The sequence below is a fragment of the Burkholderia sp. 4NA327C6 genome, assembly GCF_005502655.1.
Lineage (GTDB): Bacteria > Pseudomonadota > Gammaproteobacteria > Burkholderiales > Burkholderiaceae > Burkholderia > Burkholderia contaminans.
On record NZ_SCNZ01000056.1, the window covers coordinates 25,859 to 48,380 of the forward strand.

Consider the following 22,522-nt stretch of genomic DNA (forward strand, 5'->3'; position numbering starts at 1 on the left):
GCACCGGTTTTCATTCCATGGAGTTCCACAATGCCTCTCGTATCAATGCGTCAATTGCTGGACCACGCGGCGGAGCACGGTTACGGCCTGCCGGCCTTCAACGTGAACAACCTGGAGCAGGTCCAGGCGATCATGGCGGCGGCGGACCAGGTCGGCGCGCCCGTGATCATGCAGGCATCGGCCGGCGCGCGTAAGTACGCGGGCGAGCCGTTCCTGCGCCACCTGATCGAAGCAGCAGTCGAGTCGTACCCGCACATCCCGGTCGTGATGCACCAGGATCACGGCCAGTCGCCGGCAGTCTGCATGGCCGCGATCCGCAGCGGCTTCACCAGCGTGATGATGGACGGTTCGCTGGAAGCCGACGGCAAGACGGTCGCATCGTACGAGTACAACGTCGACGTGTCGCGCAAGGTCGTCGAGATGGCGCACTCCATCGGCGTGACGGTCGAGGCCGAACTCGGCGTGCTCGGCTCGCTCGAGACGATGAAGGGCGACAAGGAAGACGGCCACGGCGCGGAAGGCACGATGACCCGCGAGCAGCTGCTGACCGATCCGGAGCAGGCCGCCGACTTCGTGAAGCTCACGCAGTGCGATGCACTCGCGATCGCGATCGGCACGTCGCACGGCGCGTACAAGTTCTCGAAGAAGCCGACGGGCGACATCCTGTCGATCCAGCGCATCAAGGAAATCCACGCGCGCATCCCGAACACCCACCTCGTGATGCACGGTTCGTCGTCGGTGCCGCAGGAACTGCTGGCCGAGATCCGCGAATTCGGCGGCGACATGAAGGAAACCTACGGCGTGCCGGTCGAGGAAATCCAGGAAGGCATCAAGCACGGCGTGCGCAAGATCAACATCGACACCGACCTGCGTCTGGCGATCACCGGTGCGATCCGCCGCTACCTGTTCGAGAACCCGGGCAAGTTCGATCCGCGCGACTACCTGAAGCCCGCGCGCGAAGCGGCGAAGCAGGTCTGCGTCGACCGCTACCTCGCGTTCGGTTGCGAAGGCCAGGCCGGCAAGATCAAGCCGGTGGCGCTCGACAAGATCGCCGAGCAGTACAAGTCCGGCGCGCTCGCACAGGTCGTGCGCTGAGACTGTAGTACGATTGCCGCGCCCGATGTGGGCAACGGCAAGGTTGTCCGGTCGGATCTGATCCGGCCCCACAGCCGCTCCGTCCGGCCGAACGAGGGCCGGCCGGCAACTGCCCGGGCGCTGTCGCCCGGCCGGTTCGCCGACGTATTGCAAGACCGCCGTTCCCGCCTGCCGCGGGGAACGGCGTTTCCCTTTTTGTTTGGCTCCTTATCTGCGAAAAGACGATGTCTACCCTCTACGAATCCACGCTCCGCTCGCTGCCGCTCCTCGGTCGCGGCAAGGTCCGCGATAACTACGCGGTCGGCAACGACAAGCTCCTGATCGTCACGACCGATCGCCTGTCGGCATTCGACGTGGTGATGGGCGAGCCGATTCCGAACAAGGGCCGCGTGCTGAACCAGATGGCGAACTTCTGGTTCGACAAGCTCGCGCACATCGTGCCGAACCACCTGACGGGCGACGCGCCGGAAGCGGTTGTCGCCGCCGACGAGGTCGAGCAGGTGAAGGGCCGCGGCGTGGTCGTCAAGCGCCTCGAGCCGATCATGATCGAAGCAGTCGTGCGCGGCTACCTGGCCGGCAGCGGCTGGAAGGAATACCAGGCGTCGGGCGCCGTGTGCGGCGTGCAGCTGCCGGAAGGCCTGCAGAACGCGCAGAAGCTGCCCGAGCCGATCTTCACGCCGGCCGCGAAGGCCGAGATGGGCGAGCACGACGAGAACATCACGTTCGAGGAAACCGAGCGCCGCATCGGCACCGAGCTGGCCGCGACGATCCGCGACATCTCGATCAAGCTGTACAAGGAAGCGGCCGACTACGCGGCCACGCGCGGCATCATCATCGCCGACACGAAGTTCGAATTCGGCCTCGACAACCACGGCAAGCTGTACCTGATGGACGAAGTGCTGACCGCCGATTCGTCGCGCTTCTGGCCGGCCGACCAGTACGAAGTCGGCACGAACCCGCCGTCGTTCGACAAGCAGTTCGTGCGCGACTGGCTCGAGGCGCAGCCGTGGGGCAAGACCGCGCCGGCGCCGGCGCTGCCGGCCGACGTCGTCGAGAAGACGGCCGCGAAGTACCAGGAAGCGCTCGAGCGCATCACGGGCCAGTCGCTGGCCTGATCGGGGAACGGAACACATGAGCGAAGTTCAGACTGCCCACACGCACAGCGCGCCGCTCGTCGGCGTGCTGATGGGTTCGAGTTCCGACTGGGACGTGATGAAGCACGCGGTCGCCATCCTGCAGGAATTCGGCGTGCCGTACGAAGCGAAGGTCGTGTCCGCGCACCGGATGCCCGACGAGATGTTCGATTATGCGGAGAAGGCGCGCGAGCGCGGGCTGCGCGCGATCATCGCGGGCGCCGGCGGCGCCGCGCACCTGCCCGGCATGCTGGCCGCGAAAACCACGGTGCCGGTGCTCGGCGTGCCGGTCGCGAGCAAGTACCTGAAGGGTGTCGATTCGCTGCACTCGATCGTGCAGATGCCGAAGGGCGTGCCCGTCGCGACGTTCGCGATCGGCGAGGCTGGTGCCGCGAATGCCGCGCTGTTCGCGGTGTCGATCCTGTCCGGCAACGCGGTCGACTATGCGAATCGCCTCGCCGCGTTCCGCGTGCGCCAGAACGAAGCCGCGCACGCGATGGTGCTGCCGCCGCTGGAATGACGGCGCATCGGCGGCCGCACTGCCATTCCGGCGGCTGCCTGACCTCCCCACTGCGGCGGGCAGCGCCCGCCGCGACCGACCACTGACATGACCGCAACTCCTGATTCCGTTTCCCCGATCCTGCCCGGCGCGTGGCTTGGCATGGTCGGCGGTGGCCAGCTCGGCCGCATGTTCTGCTTTGCCGCCCAGTCGATGGGCTATCGCGTCGCCGTGCTCGATCCCGATCCGACGAGCCCCGCCGGCGCGGTCGCCGACCGCCACCTGCGCGCGGCCTACGACGACGAAGCCGCGCTCGCCGAACTGGCCGACCTGTGCGACGCGGTATCGACGGAATTCGAGAACGTGCCGGCTGCGAGCCTCGATTTCCTCGCGCGCACGACGTTCGTCGCGCCCGCCGGCCGCTGCGTCGCGGTCGCGCAGGACCGGATCGCGGAGAAGCGCTTCATCGAAGCGTCGGGCGTGCCGGTCGCGCCGCACGTCGTGATCGAATCGGCGGCGGCGCTTGCCGCGCTCGACGACGCCGCCCTCGACGCGGTGCTGCCGGGCATCCTGAAGACGGCGCGCCTCGGCTACGACGGCAAGGGCCAGGTGCGTGTGAGCACCGCGCAGGAAGCGCGCGACGCGCATGCGGCGCTGAACGGCGTGCCGTGCGTGCTCGAAAAGCGCCTGCCGCTGAAATACGAAGTGTCGGCGCTGATCGCGCGCGGCGCCGACGGCCGCTCGGCCGCGTTCCCGCTCGCGCAGAACGTGCACCACAACGGCATCCTCGCGCTGACCGTCGTGCCCGCGCCGGCCGCCGATGCGGCGCGCGTCGAAGAGGCGCAGCAGGCCGCCGTGCGGATTGCCGATACGCTCGGCTACGTCGGCGTGCTGTGCGTCGAATTCTTCGTGCTGGAAGACGGTTCGTTCGTCGCGAACGAGATGGCGCCGCGCCCGCACAACTCCGGCCACTACACGGTCGATGCGTGCGCAACGAGCCAGTTCGAGCAGCAGGTGCGCGCGATGACGCGCATGCCGCTCGGCAACACGCGCCAGCATTCGCCGGCCGCGATGCTGAACATCCTCGGCGACGTGTGGTTCCCGAACGGTGCGACCGGCGCAGGTGCCGCAGGCGAGTCCGTCACGCCGCCGTGGGACACGGTCGCGGCGATGCCGACCGCGCACCTGCACCTGTACGGCAAGGAAGAGGCGCGCATCGGCCGCAAGATGGGCCACGTGAACTTCACGGCCGAAACGCGCGACGAAGCCGTTGCCGCGGCCACCGCGTGCGCGCAGCTGCTGCGCGTGCCGCTCGACTGAGGCGCCAGCCGATGTCCATCGATCTTCCGAACTCCGTGACTGTTGCGCAGATCGACGCGGCCGCCGCGTTGCTCGACGCGGGCCAGCTCGTCGCCTTTCCGACCGAAACCGTCTACGGGCTCGGCGGCGATGCGGCGAATCCCGAGGCCGTCGCGCGCATCTACGCGGCGAAGGGGCGGCCCGCGAATCATCCGGTGATCGTGCACCTGCCGCCCGGCGGCGATCCCGGCTACTGGGTCGACGATCTGCCGGCCGACGCGCAGGCGTTGATCGATGCGTTCTGGCCGGGCCCGCTGACGCTGATCCTGAAGCGCCACGCGCGCATTCCGGACGCCGTGAGCGGCGGCCAGGATTCGGTCGGGCTGCGCTGCCCGTCGCATCCGGTTGCGCAGGCGCTGCTGGCCGCGTTCAGCGCGCGGCGCGGCGGGCATGGCGGCGTGGCTGCGCCGTCCGCGAACCGGTTCGGCCATGTGAGCCCGACCACCGCGCAGCACGTGCGCGACGAATTCGGCGACACCGTGCACGTGCTCGACGGCGGCGCATCCGAAGTCGGTATCGAATCGACGATCGTCGACCTGTCGCGCGGTTTCCCGGCGCTGCTGCGCCCGGGGCACGTGACGCCGCAGCAGATCGCCGACGTGCTCGGCCGCGCGCCGAAGCTGCCGGACGGCAGCGACGCGACCGCGCCGCGCGCGTCCGGCACGCTGAAGGCGCACTACGCGCCGCGCACACCGCTCGCGCTGCTGCCGTTCGACGCGCTCGAGCCGTTGCTCGCGGCCGCGCAAACCGATGGCGAACGCGTCGCGCTGGTCGCCCGCGCGTCGCGCGCGGGGCAGTGGGCGCAGGCCGACGGCGTGCATTTCGTCGCGGCACCGGAAGATCCGTCCGCGTATGCGCGCGAGCTGTACGGGATGCTGCGTGCGCTCGACCGCGCACAGGTCGCGCGCATCCTCGTCGAAAAGTTGCCGGAGACCGTCGAATGGATCGCGGTCAACGACCGGCTCGGCCGCGCAGCCGCGGCGTTCGAAGCGGCCGAATGACGAAGGCGCACGGCTGACGCGACCGTCGCCGCGCCGGTTTCCCGCACATGAAAAAACGCCCGACCGGCGCGAACCGGTCGGGCGTTTTCGTTTGGGCGCGTGGCCGGCGGCTTACTTGCCGACGCCCGAGGCCGCGATCTTCGACTGCGCGAACTGCGCGAACAGCGCATGCAGGCGCGTGGTCGGGTGGACCGTGTCGGCGAACATGTAGGTCTGGTCCGCGTTCGCGACCGTGTAGTTCTGCGGCGAGCAGAACAGCGACGAGCCGAATGCGGTTGCGTTCGCGACGCCGTACTGCGTGGCGGCCTGCACCATCGCCTTCAGGTTACAGGCGGTGTCGGTGTTCGACACGGCGAAGCCGTTCGCCTGGTAGTTCGCGAGGATACCGTCCTGCCACGTGAACGTGTCGAGCAGCACGTACTTGGTCGTGTCGACCTTGAGCGCCTGCAGCGTCGCGGCGAGTGTGCCGTTGAACAGCATCGACAGTTGCGTGAGGGTCTTCTGCGAACCGCCCTGGAGCGCGAGCGGCGTGCCGCCGATATCCGGCACGTTCGACACGAACACGTGCGTCGCGCCGGCGGCGACGATCTGCTGCACGATGCCCGCGAGCTGTTGCGCGGCGGCGCCGATGTTCTGCTGCAGTTGCGTCGGCGTGATCGCGCCGGCCTGCAGCGCCGCGACCTGGTAGAAGATGTCGTTCGCGCCGCCGTTCAGCAGCACGATCTGGCCCGCGTTGAAGCTGCCGTGCTGCGACACGTATTGCTTGACCTGGTCGGCGATCGGCGTCGTGGTCGCTTGCGCGTAATCGGCGTTCGGCACGCTGGCGTCCGCATGGCCGATGCCCGGCTGCTGGGTCACGCGCGAGCCGCCCTGTGCGTAGCCGAGGCCGCCGGTGGCCTGCAGCGGAATGCCGAAACCGCCCTGGTTCGCGGGCTGCAGCGTGTCGCCGTAGTACTGCGCGACGTTCTGCGTCCACACCTGGCCCGGGTTGGTCGTGAAGCGGCCGCCGCCGAAGCCGAGCTTGATCTGCGAGTAGGTGCCGGCGTCGGACAGGCTGTCGCCGAACGATACGACCTGCATTTTCACGCCCGACGGCGGCGTGTTCGATGCGCTGTTGCTGTTGTTGTCGTCACCGCCGCCGCATGCGGCGAGCAGCGCCAGTGCGGCGCCGGCGATCGCGACCTGCGCGGTGCGCAGCATGCGCTGACGGGTGCGGGCGGGTGCGTGTTGTTGTGTCTGCATCGTTCGATCTCCTCGTAGATATGGCCTGATGTGTCTCTCATCTGCCGCGTGCCTGCTCGGTTCCGGGCTGCGCGGCGGCCGTTGGCTGAAACGGTTTATTGGTCTCGCGCAACCGCAAGCGGCACGGTGCGCGGATCGGGGTTCGCGGCCTCGGCAATCTGCGCATGATAAGCGCTCGCCCATTCGGGCGGGCCGAAAATCGCGCGCAGCTTGTTGCGCCAGCCGTCGACGCGCAACGCGTCGCCGGCCATCGAAACCCACTCGTGGAACGTCGCGACGAGCGGGTTGTTCGAGCCGAGCCGCTCGACGATCCCGTACCGCGGCGGATCGTCGGGCGTTTCCTCGACATAGCTGCCGAACAGGCGATCCCAGATCACCAGGACGCCTGCGTAATTGCGGTCGATGTAGCGCGGGTTGCGCGCATGATGCGCACGGTGGATCGACGGCGTGTTCAGCACGTATTCGAGCCAGCCGAGCTTGCCGATCGCCTGCGTGTGCACGAAGAACTGGAACGCGAGGTTGATCAGCACGATGCCGACGACCTGTTGCGGCGGAAAGCCGGCGAACGCGAGCGGCAGCCAGAACACCCACATCCCCGCGACCGGGTACATCAGGCTCTGGCGGAACGCGGTCGAGAAATTCATCCGCTCGGACGAGTGGTGCACGACGTGCGCGGCCCACAGCCAGCGCACGCGATGGCTCGCACGATGAAATACGTAGTAGAGGAAATCCTGCGCGACGAACAGCACCGCGAACGACAGCCAGCCGTCGTGCCACGTGAACAGGCGATAGTGCCGGTAGCAGTACGCATAGACGGGGATCACGAACAGCCACGCGATCTTGTCGGCGCCCTGGTGCATCAGCGCGAGCGCCGCGTTGCACAGCGTGTCGCGCCACGCATAGACGGGGTCCTGCGCACGGGTGCGGGCGAGGTGCCAGGCCTCCCACGCGATGCAGAGCAGGAAGACGGGCGCCAGCGCGAGCAGAAGCAATTCGACGTCGAATCGCATGGGCGTGTCTCCTTCTTTCCCCTGCAAGCCTTGAGGCCGGGCGTGTCGCCCGTTGTAGATATCGGTCAGGCCAACAGCCTACGCAATCGCCACGCGCTAGGCGAGGGGGCAGCGTAGAGGGTTCCCTCTGAGGACAGGGTTTTTACGGAAGCCGCGCGGCACGGGGTCAGGCGGTGCGGCCCTGTTTTTCGGGCGTGAGTGGCGCGCGGTGTGTCGCGCGCCGGCGGCGGCTGGCGTTTCAAACCGGGGAGGGCGGGATTCGGTGTGCGAAGGCGCCGGCGGGTCGCCCCGGCGGCGCGTCAGGGCGACCCGCTGCATGGTGCTGCGCCGATGCCGACGCGGGCCGACGTGCGCCGGCAGCAGGTCATGGGCGCGCCGTGTGTCGTGGCGCGCCGCAACGTCAGTGCGCGCCGGCGTAGATCCACTCGAGCAGCGAGTCATGCGCGGCCCGTGCGGCTTCGGCGTGATCGTTGTTGATGAAGCTCACGACGATGTAGCTCTGGCCGTCCGCACCGGCGACGTAGCCGGCGATCGCGCGCACGTCGCGCAGCGTGCCGGTCTTGATGTGCGCGTTGCCGAGCACGCCGGCGTTGGTGAGGCGGTTCTTCATCGTGCCGTCGATGCCGGCGATCGGCAGCGAATCGACGAAAGCCTGCGCGACGGGGCTCGCGTTCGCGGCCTGCAGCAGCGCGGCAAGCGACAGCGCGCTCACATGCTCTTCGCGCGACAGGCCCGAGCCGTTCTCGAGCACGAGGTCGGGCATCGCGATGCCGTTCTTCTGCAGGAACGCCTGGATCACGCGGCTCGACTGCTCGGGCGTCGCGGGCGGCTTGCCGCTGGCCGCGCCGATCGTCAGGAACAGGTTGCGCGCCATCACGTTGTTGCTGAACTTGTTGATGTCGTAGACGATGCTGCCGAGCACCGGGCTGTGATGCACGGCGAGGGGCCGCGCGGTGGTCGGCACCTTGCCCTCGCTCACCGGCCCCGCGATCGTGCCACCGTCCTGCTGCCACAGCGCGAGGAAGCCGCGCGCGAAGAACGTCGTGTGATCGAGGATCGCGAGGTTGGTCGTGTGCGCGCCGCAGCGCAGCGGGTAGTCGCCCGCGAACGACGCGGTCATGATCCCGCCGCCGGCCGTCAGCGTCGGGCGCGCGGCCGCGGCGGCCGCGCTGCACGAGCCCGAGCCCTCGACCAGCTGGTTGTCGATCGACAGGTCCGCGAGCGGCGGCAGCACGTCGACGGCCACCTTGCCGTCGTCGCCCGGCGTGACGGTGAACGAAACGGCCTTGAATGCGTACAGCAGCGGGTCGGGGCCGACGTTGTACGGCGCGCTCGCGTCGTCGTCGAACGAAGGGAGATCGCGGGTCGAGGCCGCGAAGTAGCTCTTGTCGAGCACGAGGCCGCCGGCCACGCGCTTGACACCGGCCTTGCGGAGCTTGTCGACGAGATCGATCAGCTCCTCGGGCACGAGCTTCGGATCGCCGGTGCCCTTGATGTACAGGTTGCCCTGCAGCGTGCCGTCCGGGTCGATCGTGCCGTCCGTGTAGGCGGTCGTGCGCCAGCGGTAGTCGGGGCCGAGGATCGACAGGCCGGAGAAGGTCGTCACGAGCTTCATCGTCGACGCAGGCATCATCGGCCGGCTCGCATTCCACGCGATCAGCGGTTCCGGATCGCCGACGCGCTCGACGACGACGCTCATCGCCGACGCCGGCACCTTCGCGCGCTGCAACGCGACGAGCACGGACGCCGGCAGGCCGGCCGCGCGTGCGGCGGGCGATACGACCGTGGTCTTGCGTGCTTCCTTGCGGGATTTCTTGCCGGCCTGCGCGGCAGGCGCGAAGGCGAGGGCAGTACAGGTGGCGACGATGGCGGCTGCTCGCAGGCAGATGCGGGCGCGGGGGGCGAACCGGGTGGAGAGATCGGAAATCGGCATGAGCGAATACGGGAGAAGCACGACGTTCGGGCAGGGCGCGCGCGGCGCCAAAGCGCACATTGTAGAGACAAGTCCGGACAGCCCCCTTGCAATCCGCCTTTCTGTTGCATTGCACGGTGCCGCGCGCCCGGTTCGCGGCGCTACAATGGTCGGCGTGTTTGACTCGCCCCATGGATGCCTGTCCCGATGCGGATTCTGCTTGTCGAAGATGATCGAATGATTGCCGAAGGCGTGCGCAAGGCGCTGCGCTCGGACGGCTTTGCGGTCGACTGGGTGCAGGACGGCGACGCCGCGCTGACGGCGCTCGGCGGCGAGACGTACGACCTGCTGCTGCTCGACCTCGGCCTGCCGAAGCGCGACGGCATCGACGTGCTGCGCACGCTGCGCGCACGCGGGCTGGCGCTGCCGGTGCTGATCGTCACCGCGCGCGACGCGGTGGCCGATCGCGTGAAGGGGCTCGACGCGGGCGCCGACGACTACCTCGTCAAGCCGTTCGACCTCGATGAACTGGGCGCGCGGATGCGCGCGCTGATCCGCCGCCAGGCCGGGCGCAGCGAATCGCTGATCCGCCACGGCGCGCTGACGCTCGATCCCGCTTCGCACCAGGTGACGCTCGACGGCGTGCCCGTCGCGCTGTCCGCGCGCGAGTTCGCGCTGCTCGAGGCGCTGCTCGCGCGGCCCGGCGCGGTGCTGTCGAAGAGCCAGCTCGAGGAGAAGATGTACGGCTGGGGCGAGGAGATCGGCAGCAACACCGTCGAGGTTTACATCCACGCGCTGCGCAAGAAGCTCGGCTCGGACCTGATCCGCAACGTGCGCGGGCTCGGCTACATGGTCGTCAAGGAAAGCTGACGCGTGAGGTCGATTCGTCATCAATTGCTGATCTGGCTGCTCGCGATCGTCGTTGCGGGCGTGGGCATCGCGGGCTGGCTCATCTACCGGCAGGCGCTCGCCGAGGCGAACGAACTGTTCGACTACCAGTTGCAGGAAATCGCCGCGGCGTTGCCGTCCGAGCCGTTCTCGCAGGTGTTCGGTTCGCGCACCAACGGCGAAGAAGGCATCGTGATCCAGATCTGGAACCGCAACGGGGTGCTGATGTACTTCTCGCATCCGCGTGCACCGATCGCGCCGCGCGCGGAGCTCGGCTTCTCGACCGAACGCACCGATCGCGGCGAATGGCGCGTGTACGGCGCGATCGTCGGCGACAACGTCGTGCAGCTCGCGCAGCCGCTGTCGGTGCGCAACCGGCTCGCGGCGAACGTCGCGCTGCGCACGCTGTGGCCGCTGATCGTGCTGTTGCCGTTCCTCGGCGCGGCCGTGTGGGGGATCGTCGGGCGCGGGCTCGCGCCGCTCGGCCGCGTGACGCGCGCGGTCGAGGCGCGCCGGCCGGAAGCGCTCGATCCGCTGCCCGATGGGCGCCTGCCGCTCGAGGTGCAGCCGCTCGTCCGGGCACTGAACGGGCTGCTCGCGCGGCTGGCGGCCGCTCTCGACACGCAGAAGGCCTTCGTGGCCGACGCCGCGCACGAACTGCGCACGCCGCTCGCGGCCGTGCAGATCCAGGCGCAGCTCGTCGCCCGCGCGAAGGACGACGCGTCGCGCCGCGAGGCGGTCGCGGATCTCCAGGATGGCGTGTCGCGTGCGACGCGCCTCACGGAGCAACTGCTTGCGCTCGCCCGCGCGGAACCGGATGGCGCGACGATGCGCGAGCCGGTCGACCTGCAGGCGCTGCTCGCAGAATGCGTGGGCGCGGTTGCGCCGCTCGCGCAACGGCGCGACATCGATCTCGGCTTCGAGGAGACGCGCGCGGCGAGCGTCGTCGCGGACGTCGGCGCGCTGCGCGTGATGTTCGGCAACCTGCTCGACAACGCGGTGAAGTACACGCCTGACGGCGGCCGCATCGACGTGTCGCTGACCCGCGACGCGGCCGGCCGCGCGTGCGTGCAGATCGGCGACAGCGGGCCCGGCATTCCGGCCGAGGAGCGCGAACGCGTGTTCGACCGCTTCTACCGCGACAGCTCCGCGCGGGCGCGCACCGACGTGGCGGGCAGCGGGCTCGGGCTCGCGATCGTCAAGCGCGTGGCCGCGCAGCAGGGCGCGACGGTGTCACTCGGCGATGCGGCCGCGGGCGGCCTGCTCGTCAGCGTCGTGTTCCGCGACGCCGAGATGCCGGCCGAGGCGCCGCAGCCGTCCGAATCCGCGTGAAGAACGCTCCGCGGCGGGCGGCGACGGCCGCTTAAGCCCCGCTTAAGGCTGATTAAGCCTCCTTTAAGCCAGGGTCGTTACGCTGCGTCCTAACAAAGAGGAGGTCCTACGATGAACACCCGATTCCTTGCGCGCGGCGCCGTCGCGGTCGCCGTGGCGGCCGCCCTGTCCGCAGGTTATGTTGCCGGCACCCGCCGCGCCGATCCGCAGATCATCACGCCCGCGCAGGCCGCACTGATGCCGGCCGAAGCGGCCGCGAAGACCGGCATTCCCGATTTCTCCGGGCTGGTCGAGACCTACGGCCCGGCGGTCGTGAACATCAGTGCGAAGCACGTCGTGAAGCAGGTGTCGCGGCGCGTGCCGCAGCCGCAGCTGCCGATCGACCCGAGCGATCCGTTCTACCAGTTCTTCAAGCACTTCTACGGCCAGGTGCCGGGCATGGGCGGCGACGCGCAGCCGGACGACCAGCCGAGCGCGAGCCTCGGTTCCGGGTTCGTCATCAGCTCCGACGGGTACATCCTTACCAATGCGCACGTGATCGACGGCGCGAACGTCGTCACGGTCAAGCTGACCGACAAGCGCGAATACAAGGCGAAGGTCGTCGGCTCCGACAAGCAGTCCGACGTCGCGGTGCTGAAGATCGACGCAAGCGGCCTGCCGACCGTGAAGATCGGCGACCCGGCGCAGAGCAAGGTCGGCCAGTGGGTCGTCGCGATCGGCTCGCCGTACGGTTTCGACAACACGGTCACGTCGGGCATCATCAGCGCGAAGTCGCGCGCGCTGCCGGACGAGAACTACACGCCGTTCATCCAGACCGACGTGCCGGTGAACCCCGGCAACTCGGGCGGCCCGCTGTTCAACCTGCAGGGCGAGGTGATCGGCATCAACTCGATGATCTACTCGCAGACGGGCGGCTTCCAGGGCCTGTCGTTCGCGATCCCGATCAACGAGGCGATCAAGGTGAAGGACGAGCTCGTGAAGACGGGCCACGTGAGCCGCGGCCGCCTCGGCGTTGCCGTGCAGGGGCTGAACCAGACGCTCGCGAGCTCGTTCGGACTGCAGAAGCCGGACGGCGCGCTCGTCAGCTCGGTCGACGCGAACGGCCCGGCCGCGAAGGCCGGCCTGCAGCCGGGTGACGTGATCCTGTCGGTCAACGGCTCGCCGGTCGCCGATTCGACGTCGCTGCCCGCGCAGATCGCGAACCTGAAGCCGGGTTCGAAGGCCGACCTGCAGATCTGGCGCGACAAGTCGAAGAAGTCGATCAGCGTGACGCTCGGCGCGATGGCCGACGCGAAGCTCGCGTCGAACGACGGCGGGCCGGTCGAGCAGGGGCGCCTGGGCGTCGCGGTGCGTCCGCTGTCGCCGCAGGAGCGCAGTGCCAGCAACCTGTCGCACGGCCTGATCGTGCAGCAGGCCGGTGGCCCGGCGGCCAACGCGGGCATCCAGCCCGGCGACGTGATCCTCGCGGTCAACGGCCGTCCGGTCACGAGCCCCGAGCAGTTGCGCGATGCGGTCAAGGGCGCGGGCAACAGTCTTGCTCTACTGATCCAGCGCGATAATGCGCAGATCTTCGTGCCGGTCGACCTGAGCTGACCGGCCACGGCCGACGGCCGGCCAGGCCGGCCGCGGCGGGCGCCGCCGCCGTTCGGAACGTGTGACGCGGCGCCCTGTATGTGTTCCGACCCCAAGGAGAGAGCCATGCAATATCTACGCAACGTGTCCCGATTTGCCGTCGCCGCGGCGCTGGCCGCCGGCCTCGCAGCCGGCGCGACCGGCGCGTACGCGCAGTCGGACGGCTTGCCCGCCGCGCGCCAGCAGGGCGACGTCACCTTCGTGTCCGGCGGCGTCGGGCTGGACGAATCGACGGCGTTCCAGCGCAACGAGCCGAATTGGCCGCTGGCGCTGCGGTTCACCGGCAAGGGCGGCGAGTTCCTGGCCGACGTCCATGTGCGGATCGTCGACGGCAAGGGTACCGAAGTGCTGAAGACCGACGCGCGCGGGCCGTACATGCTCGTGAAGGTGCCGCCGGGCCGCTATACGGTGCAGGCGTCGTACCAGGGCAACGAGGAATCCCACGCCGTCACGGTCGGCACGAAGGGCGGCGCGAAAACCGCCTTCCAGTGGAGCGCGCAGTAGCCCGCCGCGCGCGGCCCCGGCCGGGGTTGCGCATTCGGCGGCGGTTTCGCCCATAATGAAAGCCACGGCACCCGTGCCGTGGCTTTTTCGTTTCCTGAGCCCGGCTTGGCCTGGCCGCCCCAAGGAGAAACGATGTCCGACGCAGCCGACCCTCGCCTCGAAATCGTGCCGAACCGCCATCGCGTGCGTGTGATCCATCGCGGCATCACGTATGCCGATTCGCACGGCGCGCTGACCGTGCGCGAAACGGGTCTGCCGGACACCCACTACCTGCCGCGCCGCGACGTCAACATGCGCCGGCTCGTGAAATCAGGCGTCACGTCGACCTCCCCGTTCAGGGGCGAGGCCGTGCACTTCGACTTGCAGACCGAAGACGGCGTGATCGAGAACGCCGCATGGAGTTACGAGGAACCGAACGAGGCCGCGTCGGCGCTCGCGCACTACGTTGCCTTCGACGCTGCACGGATCGACAGTCTCGTCGAGACGTCCTGATGCGGCGCGTGTTCATCGGGGAGGCGTCATGGAACTGAACGACACATTGCGCATACCGCTCGCCCCGCCCGTCGTGCGGGAGGCATTCGAGGATCTCGCGTTGCTGCGCGCGAGCTTCGAGCATTGCGAATCCTTCGAGAAGCTTGCGCCTGGCGCGTTTGCGCTGACGATCACGGTGCCGCTCGGCCCGCTGCGTGCCCGCTACGACGTGCGTGCGCATGCGGCCGCCGAGCAGGGTGACGCGGAAGGGCGGCCGCGCCGCGTGCTCAACTTCAAGGCGCGGGCCGACGGGCTCGGCGCGCTGCGCGGCCAGGTCGAACTCGTGCTGATGCCGGATGACGACGCGAACGCCACGCGCATCGAGTACGTGGTCTGGGCGACGGCGAGCGGCCCGCTCACCGAGCTGCCGGGGCGGCAGATCGAAAACACGCTGCGCGAATGGACCGACGATTTCTTCCGTGAATTCTGCGCGGTCGTGCAGGCGAAGCACGGGCTTGCACCGAATCGCGCGCGCTCGGCCGCGCCGCGGCGCCAGCACGTGTTCCTGCGGCCGGCGTCGCTGGTGGCCGCGACGAAGCGTGCGCTGCCGCCGCACCTCGGCAGCGCGCTGACCGGGCGTGCCGCCGGCGCGCTCCCGCATCGCGACGCCGGCACGGTGCCCGTGTGGGCGTGGGCCGCGATGATCGTCTTCGTCGCGCTGCTGCTTTACGCGGCGCGCTGGTTCAACGTCGGCTGAGCGGCCGGCCGGTTCCGCCGCGCGGCCTGCTCGCCGCGCGTGTTACCGCGCGACATCGGCGCCGGCTCCGGCGCCGCGAAATTCCCTTCGATATGCCGACGGCGACGTGCCGAGCGTGCCCGCGAAATGCTGGCGCAGCGACACGCTCGACCCGTAGCCGGCCGCCTGCGCGATTGCGTCGATCGATTGCCCGGTGGTTTCCAGCAGATGCTGCGCGCGCGCGAGCCGCTCGGCCTGCAGCCACGCGGTGACGGTCGTGCCGGTCGCCTGCCGGAAGTGGCGCGTGAACGTGCGCCGGCTCATCAGCACGCGTTCGGCGAGCGAATCGACGCTGTGTGCGGCGTCGAGGTGGGCGCGCACCCAGTCGAGCAGGCCTGCGAGCCGCGCATCGCGCGGGTGCGCGGCGACCGGCTGCGGCACGTATTGCGCCTGCCCGCCCTGCCGGTGCGGCGGGATCACGAGGCGGCGCGCGATCCGGTTCGCGGCGTCCGAGCCGAAGCGCAGCCGGACGACGTGCAGGCAGCAGTCGAGCCCGGCGGCCGTGCCGGCCGATGTCATCAGGTTGCCGTCGTCCACGTACAGCACGTCCGGATCGAGCTTCACGCGCGGAAAGCGTTGTGCGAAATCGTCGGCCCACGCCCAGTGCGTGGTGGCCGGGCGGCCGTCGAGCAGGCCGGCCGCGGCGAGCACGTAGGCGCCGAGGCACAGCCCGACGAGCTGCGCGCCACGCGCGGCGGCCGCGCGGACGGCGTCGAGCAGCACGTCGGGCGGCGCTTCGTCGGGGTCGCGCCATGCCGGCACGATGACGATGTCCGCATCGTCGAGCCCGTCGAGCCCGTACGGCGCGGTGATCGTGAAGCCGCCCGTCGTCGACAGCGGGCCACGTTCGGCCGAGCAGACGCGGAACTCGAACGCCGGCGAGGCGGCCGCGTCGCGCTCCTTGCCGAACACGACCGACGGCACCGACAGATGGAACGGGCTGATGCCGTCATACGCGATCACGGCAACGACGGTCGGAGCAGGCTGGGCGGTCCGGATGGACGGGGCGGCGGCGGTCATGGCGGGCTCCGGAATGGCAATGGCCCGATTTTATCGAAGAATGGCTATCGGGCCACTGTCCGCGCGAACGATGCGCGCCGACAATGCATCGCATCGCATCGCATCGCGCCGCTGGCCGTCCCGTTCCGGGGCGGGGCCGCGCCCCCGGACCAGGAGCCCGCCATGTCGAACGCCGTCCCGCATTCCGCTTCCCAAGCCGTTTCCCGTCGCGCCCTGATCGTGATCGACGTCCAGAACGAATACGTGACGGGCAACCTGCCGATCGAATATCCGCCGCTCGACGTGTCGCTCGCGAACATCGGCCGCGCGATCGATGCCGCGCACGCGGCCGGCGTGCCGGTGATCGTCGTCCAGCACGTCGCACCGGCCGGCGCGCCGATCTTCGCGCCCGGCTCCGACGGCGTCGCGCTGCACGCGGTCGTTGCCGGCCGGCCGTATGCGCACCTGATCGAGAAGAAGCAGGCAAGCTCGTTTGCCGGTACCGACCTCGCCGCGTGGCTCGACGCGCACGGGATCGACACGCTCACGGTGGCCGGCTACATGACGCACAACTGCAATGCGTCGACGGTCTATCACGCGGCGCACGCGGGGCTGAATGTCGAGTACCTGGACGACGCGACGGGCACGCTGCCGTACGAGAACGAAGCGGGCGCGGCGAGCGCCGAGGAGATTCACCGCGCGTACTCGGTGGTGTTCCAGTCGAACTTCGCGGCCGTGATGTCGACCGACGCGTGGATCGCGGGACTGGCCGGTGCGCCGATGCCGAAGCGCGATTCGGTCGCCGCGTCGAACCGGCGGGCTCGCGCGCAGCGCGCGAAGGCGGCCTGAAACAGGAGGGAGATGGGAGCGGGCGCGGGCAGCGCGTTGGCGAGGTCGGTGCGCCGCCCGATGAAACACACAACGCCGCAGACGACCGCTCGTTGCGCGGTCAGTCACCGTCCTTCAGCATCGCCGGGCTGTAGCGCAGCATGTCGAAACAGCCGTCGACGAGCTTTTCCGCATGCTGCTCGGCGTCGATCTCGTCGGGCAGCATCAGCATGTCGCGCACGAAACCGCTGACGAGCGTGTGCAGCATCAGCGTCGCGCGCCAGGTATCGAGCCGCTCGGGCAGCAGCTTGAGCCGCACGGCCCCCGCGAGATCGGCGTCGATCGCGTGCAGCGCCTCGCTCATCCCCGCACGGTTGCGCTGGAGCAGCGGCTCCAGATCCGCGACGTACTCGCACTTCATGAACAGGATGCTGAACACGCGGCGCAACTGCGCATCGCGCTGCACGCCGAGCAGGCACCAGATCAGGATCTGCCGGATCTTCTCGAGCGGATTGCCGCCCGGCGCGTCGAGCGGCATCCGCTTCAGCTCGTCGATCGGCAGAAACACGCGGTCGAACATCGCGTCGAACAGCTCGCTCTTGTTCGCGAAATGCCAGTAGATCGCACCGCGCGTCACGCCGGCATGCTGCGCGATGTCCGCGAGCGACGTGTGCGACACGCCTTTCTCGAAGAACACGTGTTCGGCGGCGTCGAGAATGCGATTGCGCGTCTCGAGCGCCTCCTCCTTGGTACGTCTGACCATGTGCAGGCCTGATTGGAATGATCGTAGGTGAATATAGGGTCTGCAACCCTCGGCGCAGTCATATAGACTGGCTATGCTTGCGGTTGGTAACAATCTGTAAGACTGGACAGCAGGCGAGGCACAAACGGGCTTTTTACATACATTCATGAATGTATATACAATACCACCCTACGATCGAATGACCCAAGTGGCAATCAGTTAATATCCCACTCTGCTGATTCCCGCCAAAGTAACAGTCCGCAGTGCGGGGCAACCTGTCGGCACGGAGGTTTCGTGCCGCTTGCTGTATCTAGCAGTCCAGTATTTCAGGTGTTCGATCTGCGCCGTGAGGCGCATCCGTGTTGCGCTCCCTCCGGTCGGGTGCGGCACTTATTCCATTGGTTATACACAGAGGTCGCTCCATGCGCGTCGAACGGGTTCCATACCGCTTAATCACTGTCGCGACGGCCGCCGTTTTCCTGGCCGCGTGCGGGAAAAAAGAATCGGCACCGCCGCCGCAAACGCCGGAAGTCGGCGTCGTCACCGTCCAACCGCAAGCCGTACCGGTCTTCAGCGAACTGCCGGGCCGCACCAGCGCATTCCTCGTCGCGCAGGTGCGCGCGCGGGTCGACGGCATCGTGCTGCGCCGCGAATTCACCGAAGGCACCGACGTGAAGGCCGGCCAGCGTCTGTACAAGATCGATCCGGCGCCGTACATCGCCGCATTGAACAGTGCGAAGGCAACGCTCGCGAAGGCGCAGGCGAACCTCGTCACGCAGAACGCACTGGTCGCGCGCTACAAGGTGCTGGTGGCCGCGAACGCGGTCAGCAAGCAGGACTACGACAACGCAGTGGCCACGCAGGGCCAGGCAGCGGCGGACGTCGCGGCCGGCAAGGCGGCGGTCGATACCGCGCAGATCAACCTCGGCTACACCGACGTCGTGTCGCCGATCACCGGCCGCGTCGGCATCTCGCAAGTGACGCCGGGCGCGTACGTGCAGGCGAGCCAGGCGACGCTGATGTCGACGGTGCAGCAGCTCGATCCGGTGTACGTCGACCTCACGCAGTCGAGCCTCGAAGGCCTGAAGCTGCGTCAGGACGTGCAGAGCGGCCGCCTGAAGACGAGCGGCCCGGGCGCCGCGAAGGTGTCGCTGATCCTGGAAGACGGCAAGACCTATTCGGAAGCCGGCAAGCTGCAGTTCTCGGACGTGACGGTCGACCAGGCCACCGGTTCGGTGACGATCCGCGCGGTGTTCCCGAACCCGGGCCGCGTGCTGCTGCCGGGCATGTTCGTGCGCGCACGGATCGAGGAAGGCGTGAACGAGAACGCATTCCTGGTGCCGCAGATCGGCGTCACGCATGACCAGAAGGGCCAGGCGATCGCGATGGTGGTGAACGCCAGCAACAAGGTCGAGCCGCGTCCGCTGAAGACCACCGGTATGCAGGGCCCGAACTGGATCGTCGAAGGCGGTCTGCAAGCGGGCGACCACGTGATCGTGCAGGGCGGCGAGAAGGTGCGCCCGGGTGCGACCGTGAAGTCGGTACCGGCACAGCTCGCACCGGCGGCCGGAGCCGCATCGGGCGCCGCCGCCACCGCCGCGCCGGCTGCCGCCGGTTCCGGCGCCGCTGCCGCTTCCGGTGCTGCCGCATCGGGCGCCGCGCCGGCGAGTGCTGCCGCTGCTTCGAGCGCGCAATAACAGGGAGCCTGTTTCATGGCAAAGTTTTTTATCGATCGCCCGATCTTCGCGTGGGTGATCGCCATCATCCTGATGCTGGCCGGGGTTGCGGCGATCTTCACGCTGCCGATCTCGCAGTATCCGACGATCGCGCCGCCCTCGATCCAGATCACCGCGAACTACCCGGGCGCTTCCGCGAAGACGGTGGAAGACACGGTGACGCAGGTGATCGAGCAGCAGATGAGCGGTCTCGACAACTTCCTGTACATGTCGTCGACCAGCGATGACTCGGGCAACGCGACGATCACGCTGACCTTCGCGCCCGGTACCAACGCCGACATCGCGCAGGTCCAGGTGCAGAACAAGCTGTCGCTCGCGACGCCGATTCTGCCGCAGGTCGTGCAGCAGCTCGGCCTGTCGGTGACGAAGTCGAGCAGCAGCTTCCTGCTGGTGCTCGCCTTCAACTCCGAAGACGGCAGCATGAACAAGTACGACCTCGCGAACTTCGTGGCGTCGCACGTGAAGGACCCGATCAGCCGGTTGAACGGCGTCGGTACCGTCACGCTGTTCGGCTCGCAGTACGCGATGCGGGTCTGGCTCGATGCGACCCGGCTGACGAACTACGGCCTCACGCCGGTCGACGTGTCGACCGCGATCTCCGCACAGAACGTGCAGATCGCAGGCGGCCAGATCGGCGGCACGCCGTCCACGCCGGGCACGATGCTGCAGGCGACGATCACCGAATCGACGCTGCTGCAGACGCCCGAGCAGTTCGGCAACATCCTGCTGAAGGTCAACCAGGACGGCTCGCAGGTTCGCCTGAAGGATGTCGCGAAGCTCGAACTCGGCGGCGAAAACTACAACTTCGACACGAAGTACAACGGTCAGCCGACCGCGGCACTCGGTATCCAGCTCGCGACCAACGCGAACGCGCTGGCGACCGCGAAGGCCGTGCGCGCGAAGATCGACGAACTGGCGCCGTTCTTCCCGCACGGTCTCGTCGTGAAGTACCCGTACGACACGACGCCGTTCGTGAAGCTGTCGATCGAGGAAGTGGTCAAGACGCTGCTCGAAGGCATCGTGCTCGTGTTCCTCGTGATGTATCTGTTCCTGCAGAACCTGCGGGCGACGATCATCCCGACGATCGCGGTGCCGGTGGTGCTGCTCGGCACGTTCGCGATCATGTCGATGGTGGGCTTCTCGATCAACACGCTGTCGATGTTCGGCCTCGTGCTCGCCATCGGCCTGCTGGTCGACGATGCGATCGTGGTCGTGGAGAACGTCGAGCGGGTGATGGCGGAAGAGGGCCTGTCACCGAAGGAGGCGACCCGCAAGGCAATGGGCCAGATCACCGGCGCACTCGTCGGCGTGGCGCTCGTGCTGTCGGCGGTGTTCGTGCCGGTGGCATTCTCGGGCGGCTCGGTCGGCGCGATCTATCGTCAGTTCTCGCTGACGATCGTGTCGGCGATGGTGCTGTCGGTGCTCGTCGCGTTGATTCTGACGCCGGCATTGTGCGCGACGATCCTCAAGCCGATCCCGCAAGGGCATCACGAAGAGAAGAAGGGCTTCTTCGGCTGGTTCAACCGCACGTTCAACAACAGCCGCGACAAGTACCACGTCGGCGTGCACCACGTGATCAAGCGTTCGGGCCGCTGGCTCATCATCTACCTGGTCGTGATCGTCGCGGTCGGCCTGCTGTTCGTGCGCCTGCCGAAGTCGTTCCTGCCCGATGAAGACCAGGGCCTGATGTTCGTGATCGTGCAGACGCCGTCGGGCTCGACGCAGGAAACGACCGCGAAGACGCTCGCGAACATTTCCGACTACCTGCTGAAGGACGAGAAGGAAATCGTCGAATCGGCGTTCACGGTCAACGGCTTCAGCTTCGCCGGCCGCGGCCAGAACTCCGGTCTCGTGTTCGTTCGCCTGAAGGACTACTCGCAGCGTCAGCATGCGAACCAGAAGGTGCAGGCGCTGATCGGCCGGATGTTCGGGCGCTACGCGGGCTACAAGGACGCGATCGTGATCCCGTTCAACCCGCCGTCGATTCCTGAACTCGGCACCGCTGCCGGCTTCGACTTCGAGCTGACGGACAACGCGGGCCTCGGCCACGATGCGCTGATGGCCGCGCGTAACCAGCTGCTCGGGATGGCCTCGAAGGATCCGACGCTGCAGGGTGTGCGTCCGAACGGCCTGAACGATACGCCGCAGTACAAGGTCGACATCGATCGCGAGAAGGCGAACGCGCTCGGCGTGACGGCGGATGCGATCGACCAGACGTTCTCGATCGCGTGGGCGTCGAAGTACGTGAACAACTTCCTGGATACCGATGGCCGGATCAAGAAGGTCTACGTGCAGGCAGACGCACCGTTCCGGATGACGCCGGAAGACCTGAACATCTGGTACGTGCGCAACGGGTCGGGCGGGATGGTGCCGTTCAGTTCGTTCGCGACCGGTCACTGGACGTACGGTTCGCCGAAGCTCGAGCGCTACAACGGTGTGTCGGCGATGGAAATCCAGGGCCAGGCCGCACCGGGCAAGTCGACCGGTCAGGCGATGGCGGCGATGGAACAGATCGCGAAGAAGCTGCCGGTCGGTATCGGCTATTCGTGGACCGGCCTGTCGTTCCAGGAAATCCAGTCCGGTTCGCAGGCGCCGATCCTGTATGCGATCTCGATCCTCGTCGTGTTCCTGTGTCTCGCGGCACTGTATGAAAGCTGGTCGATCCCGTTCTCGGTGATCATGGTGGTGCCGCTCGGCGTGATCGGTGCACTGCTCGCGGCAACGATGCGCGGCCTCGAGAACGACGTGTTCTTCCAGGTCGGCCTGCTGACCACCGTGGGCTTGTCCGCGAAGAACGCGATTCTGATCGTGGAGTTCGCGCGCGAACTGCAGATGACGGAGAAGATGGGGCCGATCGAGGCCGCGCTGGAAGCGGCGCGCCTGCGGCTGCGTCCGATCCTGATGACGTCGCTCGCGTTCATTCTCGGCGTGATGCCGCTCGCGATCAGCAACGGCGCGGGTTCGGCCAGCCAGCACGCGATCGGTACGGGCGTGATCGGCGGGATGATCACGGCGACGTTCCTCGCGATCTTCATGATCCCGATGTTCTTCGTGAAGATCCGTGCGATCTTCAGCGGCGAGAAGGAAGACGTCGACGAGGCGCTGCGCCTGGCTCAGGAGCACTCGCACCATGAAGAGAAGCCGGGCAACGGCGACGAAGGCAACAAGGGACAGTGATGATGCAAAAACACGCTTTGACTGCAATCGCGGTCGCGCTCTTTGCCACGGGCTGCACGATGGCGCCGCATTACAAGCGGCCCGATGCGCCCGTCGCGCAGGCGTACCCGGCCGGCGGCGTCTACGCGACGCAGCCGGGTGCGGCCGGCGCGCGCAGCGCGAACGG

At 68.1% G+C, this 22,522-nt stretch carries 19 protein-coding genes and 1 pseudogene; 15 read left to right on the forward strand and 5 right to left on the reverse strand.

Annotated elements, in window-relative coordinates; all coding sequences use genetic code 11:
- Window positions 1–30: 30 nt before the first annotated feature.
- The 5 genes from fba (at window position 31) to FFS49_RS35895 (ending at window position 5,087) form a co-directional block, all read left to right on the forward strand.
- Complete coding sequence (gene fba / locus FFS49_RS35875; RefSeq protein WP_034189083.1) at window positions 31–1,095, forward strand: class II fructose-bisphosphate aldolase; 1,065 nt, start codon at window positions 31–33, stop codon at window positions 1,093–1,095.
- A gap of 224 nt (window positions 1,096–1,319) precedes the next feature.
- On the forward strand, window positions 1,320–2,210 hold the full coding sequence (locus tag FFS49_RS35880; RefSeq protein ID WP_039360621.1) for a phosphoribosylaminoimidazolesuccinocarboxamide synthase: 891 nt from the start codon (window positions 1,320–1,322) through the stop codon (window positions 2,208–2,210).
- A 16-nt stretch (window positions 2,211–2,226) separates the two neighbouring features.
- Window positions 2,227–2,748: a 5-(carboxyamino)imidazole ribonucleotide mutase gene (purE, locus tag FFS49_RS35885; protein ID WP_105815813.1), complete on the forward strand. Its 522-nt coding sequence runs from the start codon at window positions 2,227–2,229 to the stop codon at window positions 2,746–2,748.
- An 87-nt stretch (window positions 2,749–2,835) separates the two neighbouring features.
- Window positions 2,836–4,047 carry a 5-(carboxyamino)imidazole ribonucleotide synthase gene (locus FFS49_RS35890; protein WP_039360627.1) on the forward strand — a complete coding sequence of 404 codons (1,212 nt, stop codon included), beginning with the start codon at window positions 2,836–2,838 and terminating at the stop codon, window positions 4,045–4,047.
- Window positions 4,048–4,058: 11 nt separating this feature from the next.
- Complete coding sequence (locus tag FFS49_RS35895; RefSeq protein WP_071335016.1) at window positions 4,059–5,087, forward strand: L-threonylcarbamoyladenylate synthase; 1,029 nt, start codon at window positions 4,059–4,061, stop codon at window positions 5,085–5,087.
- Between the two features lie 111 nt (window positions 5,088–5,198).
- On the opposite strand, the gene FFS49_RS35900 is transcribed toward FFS49_RS35895, so the two are convergent.
- From FFS49_RS35900 to dacB, 3 genes are all read right to left on the reverse strand, one after another.
- On the reverse strand, window positions 5,199–6,329 hold the full coding sequence (locus tag FFS49_RS35900; protein WP_039360633.1) for an SGNH/GDSL hydrolase family protein: 1,131 nt from the start codon (window positions 6,327–6,329) through the stop codon (window positions 5,199–5,201).
- Between the two features lie 95 nt (window positions 6,330–6,424).
- Window positions 6,425–7,339, reverse strand: a complete 915-nt coding sequence (locus FFS49_RS35905) for a sterol desaturase family protein (RefSeq protein ID WP_105815814.1) — start codon at window positions 7,337–7,339, stop codon at window positions 6,425–6,427.
- A 400-nt stretch (window positions 7,340–7,739) separates the two neighbouring features.
- Entirely contained in the window at window positions 7,740–9,272 is a 1,533-nt protein-coding gene (gene dacB, locus FFS49_RS35910; RefSeq protein ID WP_105815817.1) for a D-alanyl-D-alanine carboxypeptidase/D-alanyl-D-alanine-endopeptidase, read from the reverse strand.
- A gap of 186 nt (window positions 9,273–9,458) precedes the next feature.
- Here dacB and FFS49_RS35915 point away from each other — a divergent pair, with 186 nt between their 5' ends.
- The 6 genes from FFS49_RS35915 to FFS49_RS35940 all read left to right on the forward strand — a co-directional run bounded on the left by FFS49_RS35915 (window position 9,459) and on the right by FFS49_RS35940 (window position 14,835).
- Window positions 9,459–10,121: a response regulator gene (locus FFS49_RS35915; RefSeq protein WP_039360640.1), complete on the forward strand. Its 663-nt coding sequence runs from the start codon at window positions 9,459–9,461 to the stop codon at window positions 10,119–10,121.
- Between the two features lie 3 nt (window positions 10,122–10,124).
- Complete coding sequence (locus FFS49_RS35920; RefSeq protein ID WP_039360642.1) at window positions 10,125–11,471, forward strand: ATP-binding protein; 1,347 nt, start codon at window positions 10,125–10,127, stop codon at window positions 11,469–11,471.
- A 111-nt stretch (window positions 11,472–11,582) separates the two neighbouring features.
- Entirely contained in the window at window positions 11,583–13,064 is a 1,482-nt protein-coding gene (locus FFS49_RS35925; protein ID WP_039360645.1) for a DegQ family serine endoprotease, read from the forward strand.
- Between the two features lie 105 nt (window positions 13,065–13,169).
- On the forward strand, window positions 13,170–13,607 hold the full coding sequence (locus FFS49_RS35930) for a carboxypeptidase-like regulatory domain-containing protein (RefSeq protein ID WP_046544517.1): 438 nt from the start codon (window positions 13,170–13,172) through the stop codon (window positions 13,605–13,607).
- A 132-nt stretch (window positions 13,608–13,739) separates the two neighbouring features.
- Window positions 13,740–14,099 carry a DUF427 domain-containing protein gene (locus FFS49_RS35935; protein ID WP_039360653.1) on the forward strand — a complete coding sequence of 120 codons (360 nt, stop codon included), beginning with the start codon at window positions 13,740–13,742 and terminating at the stop codon, window positions 14,097–14,099.
- A gap of 28 nt (window positions 14,100–14,127) precedes the next feature.
- Window positions 14,128–14,835, forward strand: coding sequence for an SRPBCC domain-containing protein (locus FFS49_RS35940; RefSeq protein WP_039360656.1), 708 nt, complete (start codon window positions 14,128–14,130; stop codon window positions 14,833–14,835).
- A 42-nt stretch (window positions 14,836–14,877) separates the two neighbouring features.
- On the opposite strand, the gene FFS49_RS43020 is transcribed toward FFS49_RS35940, so the two are convergent.
- Window positions 14,878–15,894 (reverse strand): helix-turn-helix domain-containing protein, encoded by a 1,017-nt coding sequence (locus FFS49_RS43020; RefSeq protein WP_071335011.1) that lies wholly within the window; start codon window positions 15,892–15,894, stop codon window positions 14,878–14,880.
- Window positions 15,895–16,056: 162 nt separating this feature from the next.
- Here FFS49_RS43020 and FFS49_RS35950 point away from each other — a divergent pair, with 162 nt between their 5' ends.
- Window positions 16,057–16,722 carry a cysteine hydrolase family protein gene (locus FFS49_RS35950; RefSeq protein WP_105815815.1) on the forward strand — a complete coding sequence of 222 codons (666 nt, stop codon included), beginning with the start codon at window positions 16,057–16,059 and terminating at the stop codon, window positions 16,720–16,722.
- Between the two features lie 100 nt (window positions 16,723–16,822).
- Here the strand turns inward: FFS49_RS35950 and FFS49_RS35955 are convergent, their stop codons facing one another.
- Window positions 16,823–17,464, reverse strand: coding sequence for a TetR family transcriptional regulator (locus FFS49_RS35955; protein WP_011353051.1), 642 nt, complete (start codon window positions 17,462–17,464; stop codon window positions 16,823–16,825).
- Window positions 17,465–17,865: 401 nt separating this feature from the next.
- Here FFS49_RS35955 and FFS49_RS35960 point away from each other — a divergent pair, with 401 nt between their 5' ends.
- From FFS49_RS35960 to FFS49_RS35970, 3 genes and pseudogenes are all read left to right on the forward strand, one after another.
- Window positions 17,866–19,140: an efflux RND transporter periplasmic adaptor subunit gene (locus FFS49_RS35960; protein ID WP_046543586.1), complete on the forward strand. Its 1,275-nt coding sequence runs from the start codon at window positions 17,866–17,868 to the stop codon at window positions 19,138–19,140.
- Window positions 19,141–19,155: 15 nt separating this feature from the next.
- The gene (bpeB, locus tag FFS49_RS35965; RefSeq protein WP_039368427.1) at window positions 19,156–22,356 is read left to right on the forward strand and encodes an efflux RND transporter permease BpeB; all 3,201 of its coding nucleotides are present in this window, start codon (window positions 19,156–19,158) and stop codon (window positions 22,354–22,356) included.
- Window positions 22,356–22,522 (forward strand): annotated as a pseudogene (locus FFS49_RS35970) (multidrug transporter); the annotation flags it as partial. The gene bpeB and the pseudogene FFS49_RS35970, both read left to right, overlap by 1 nt.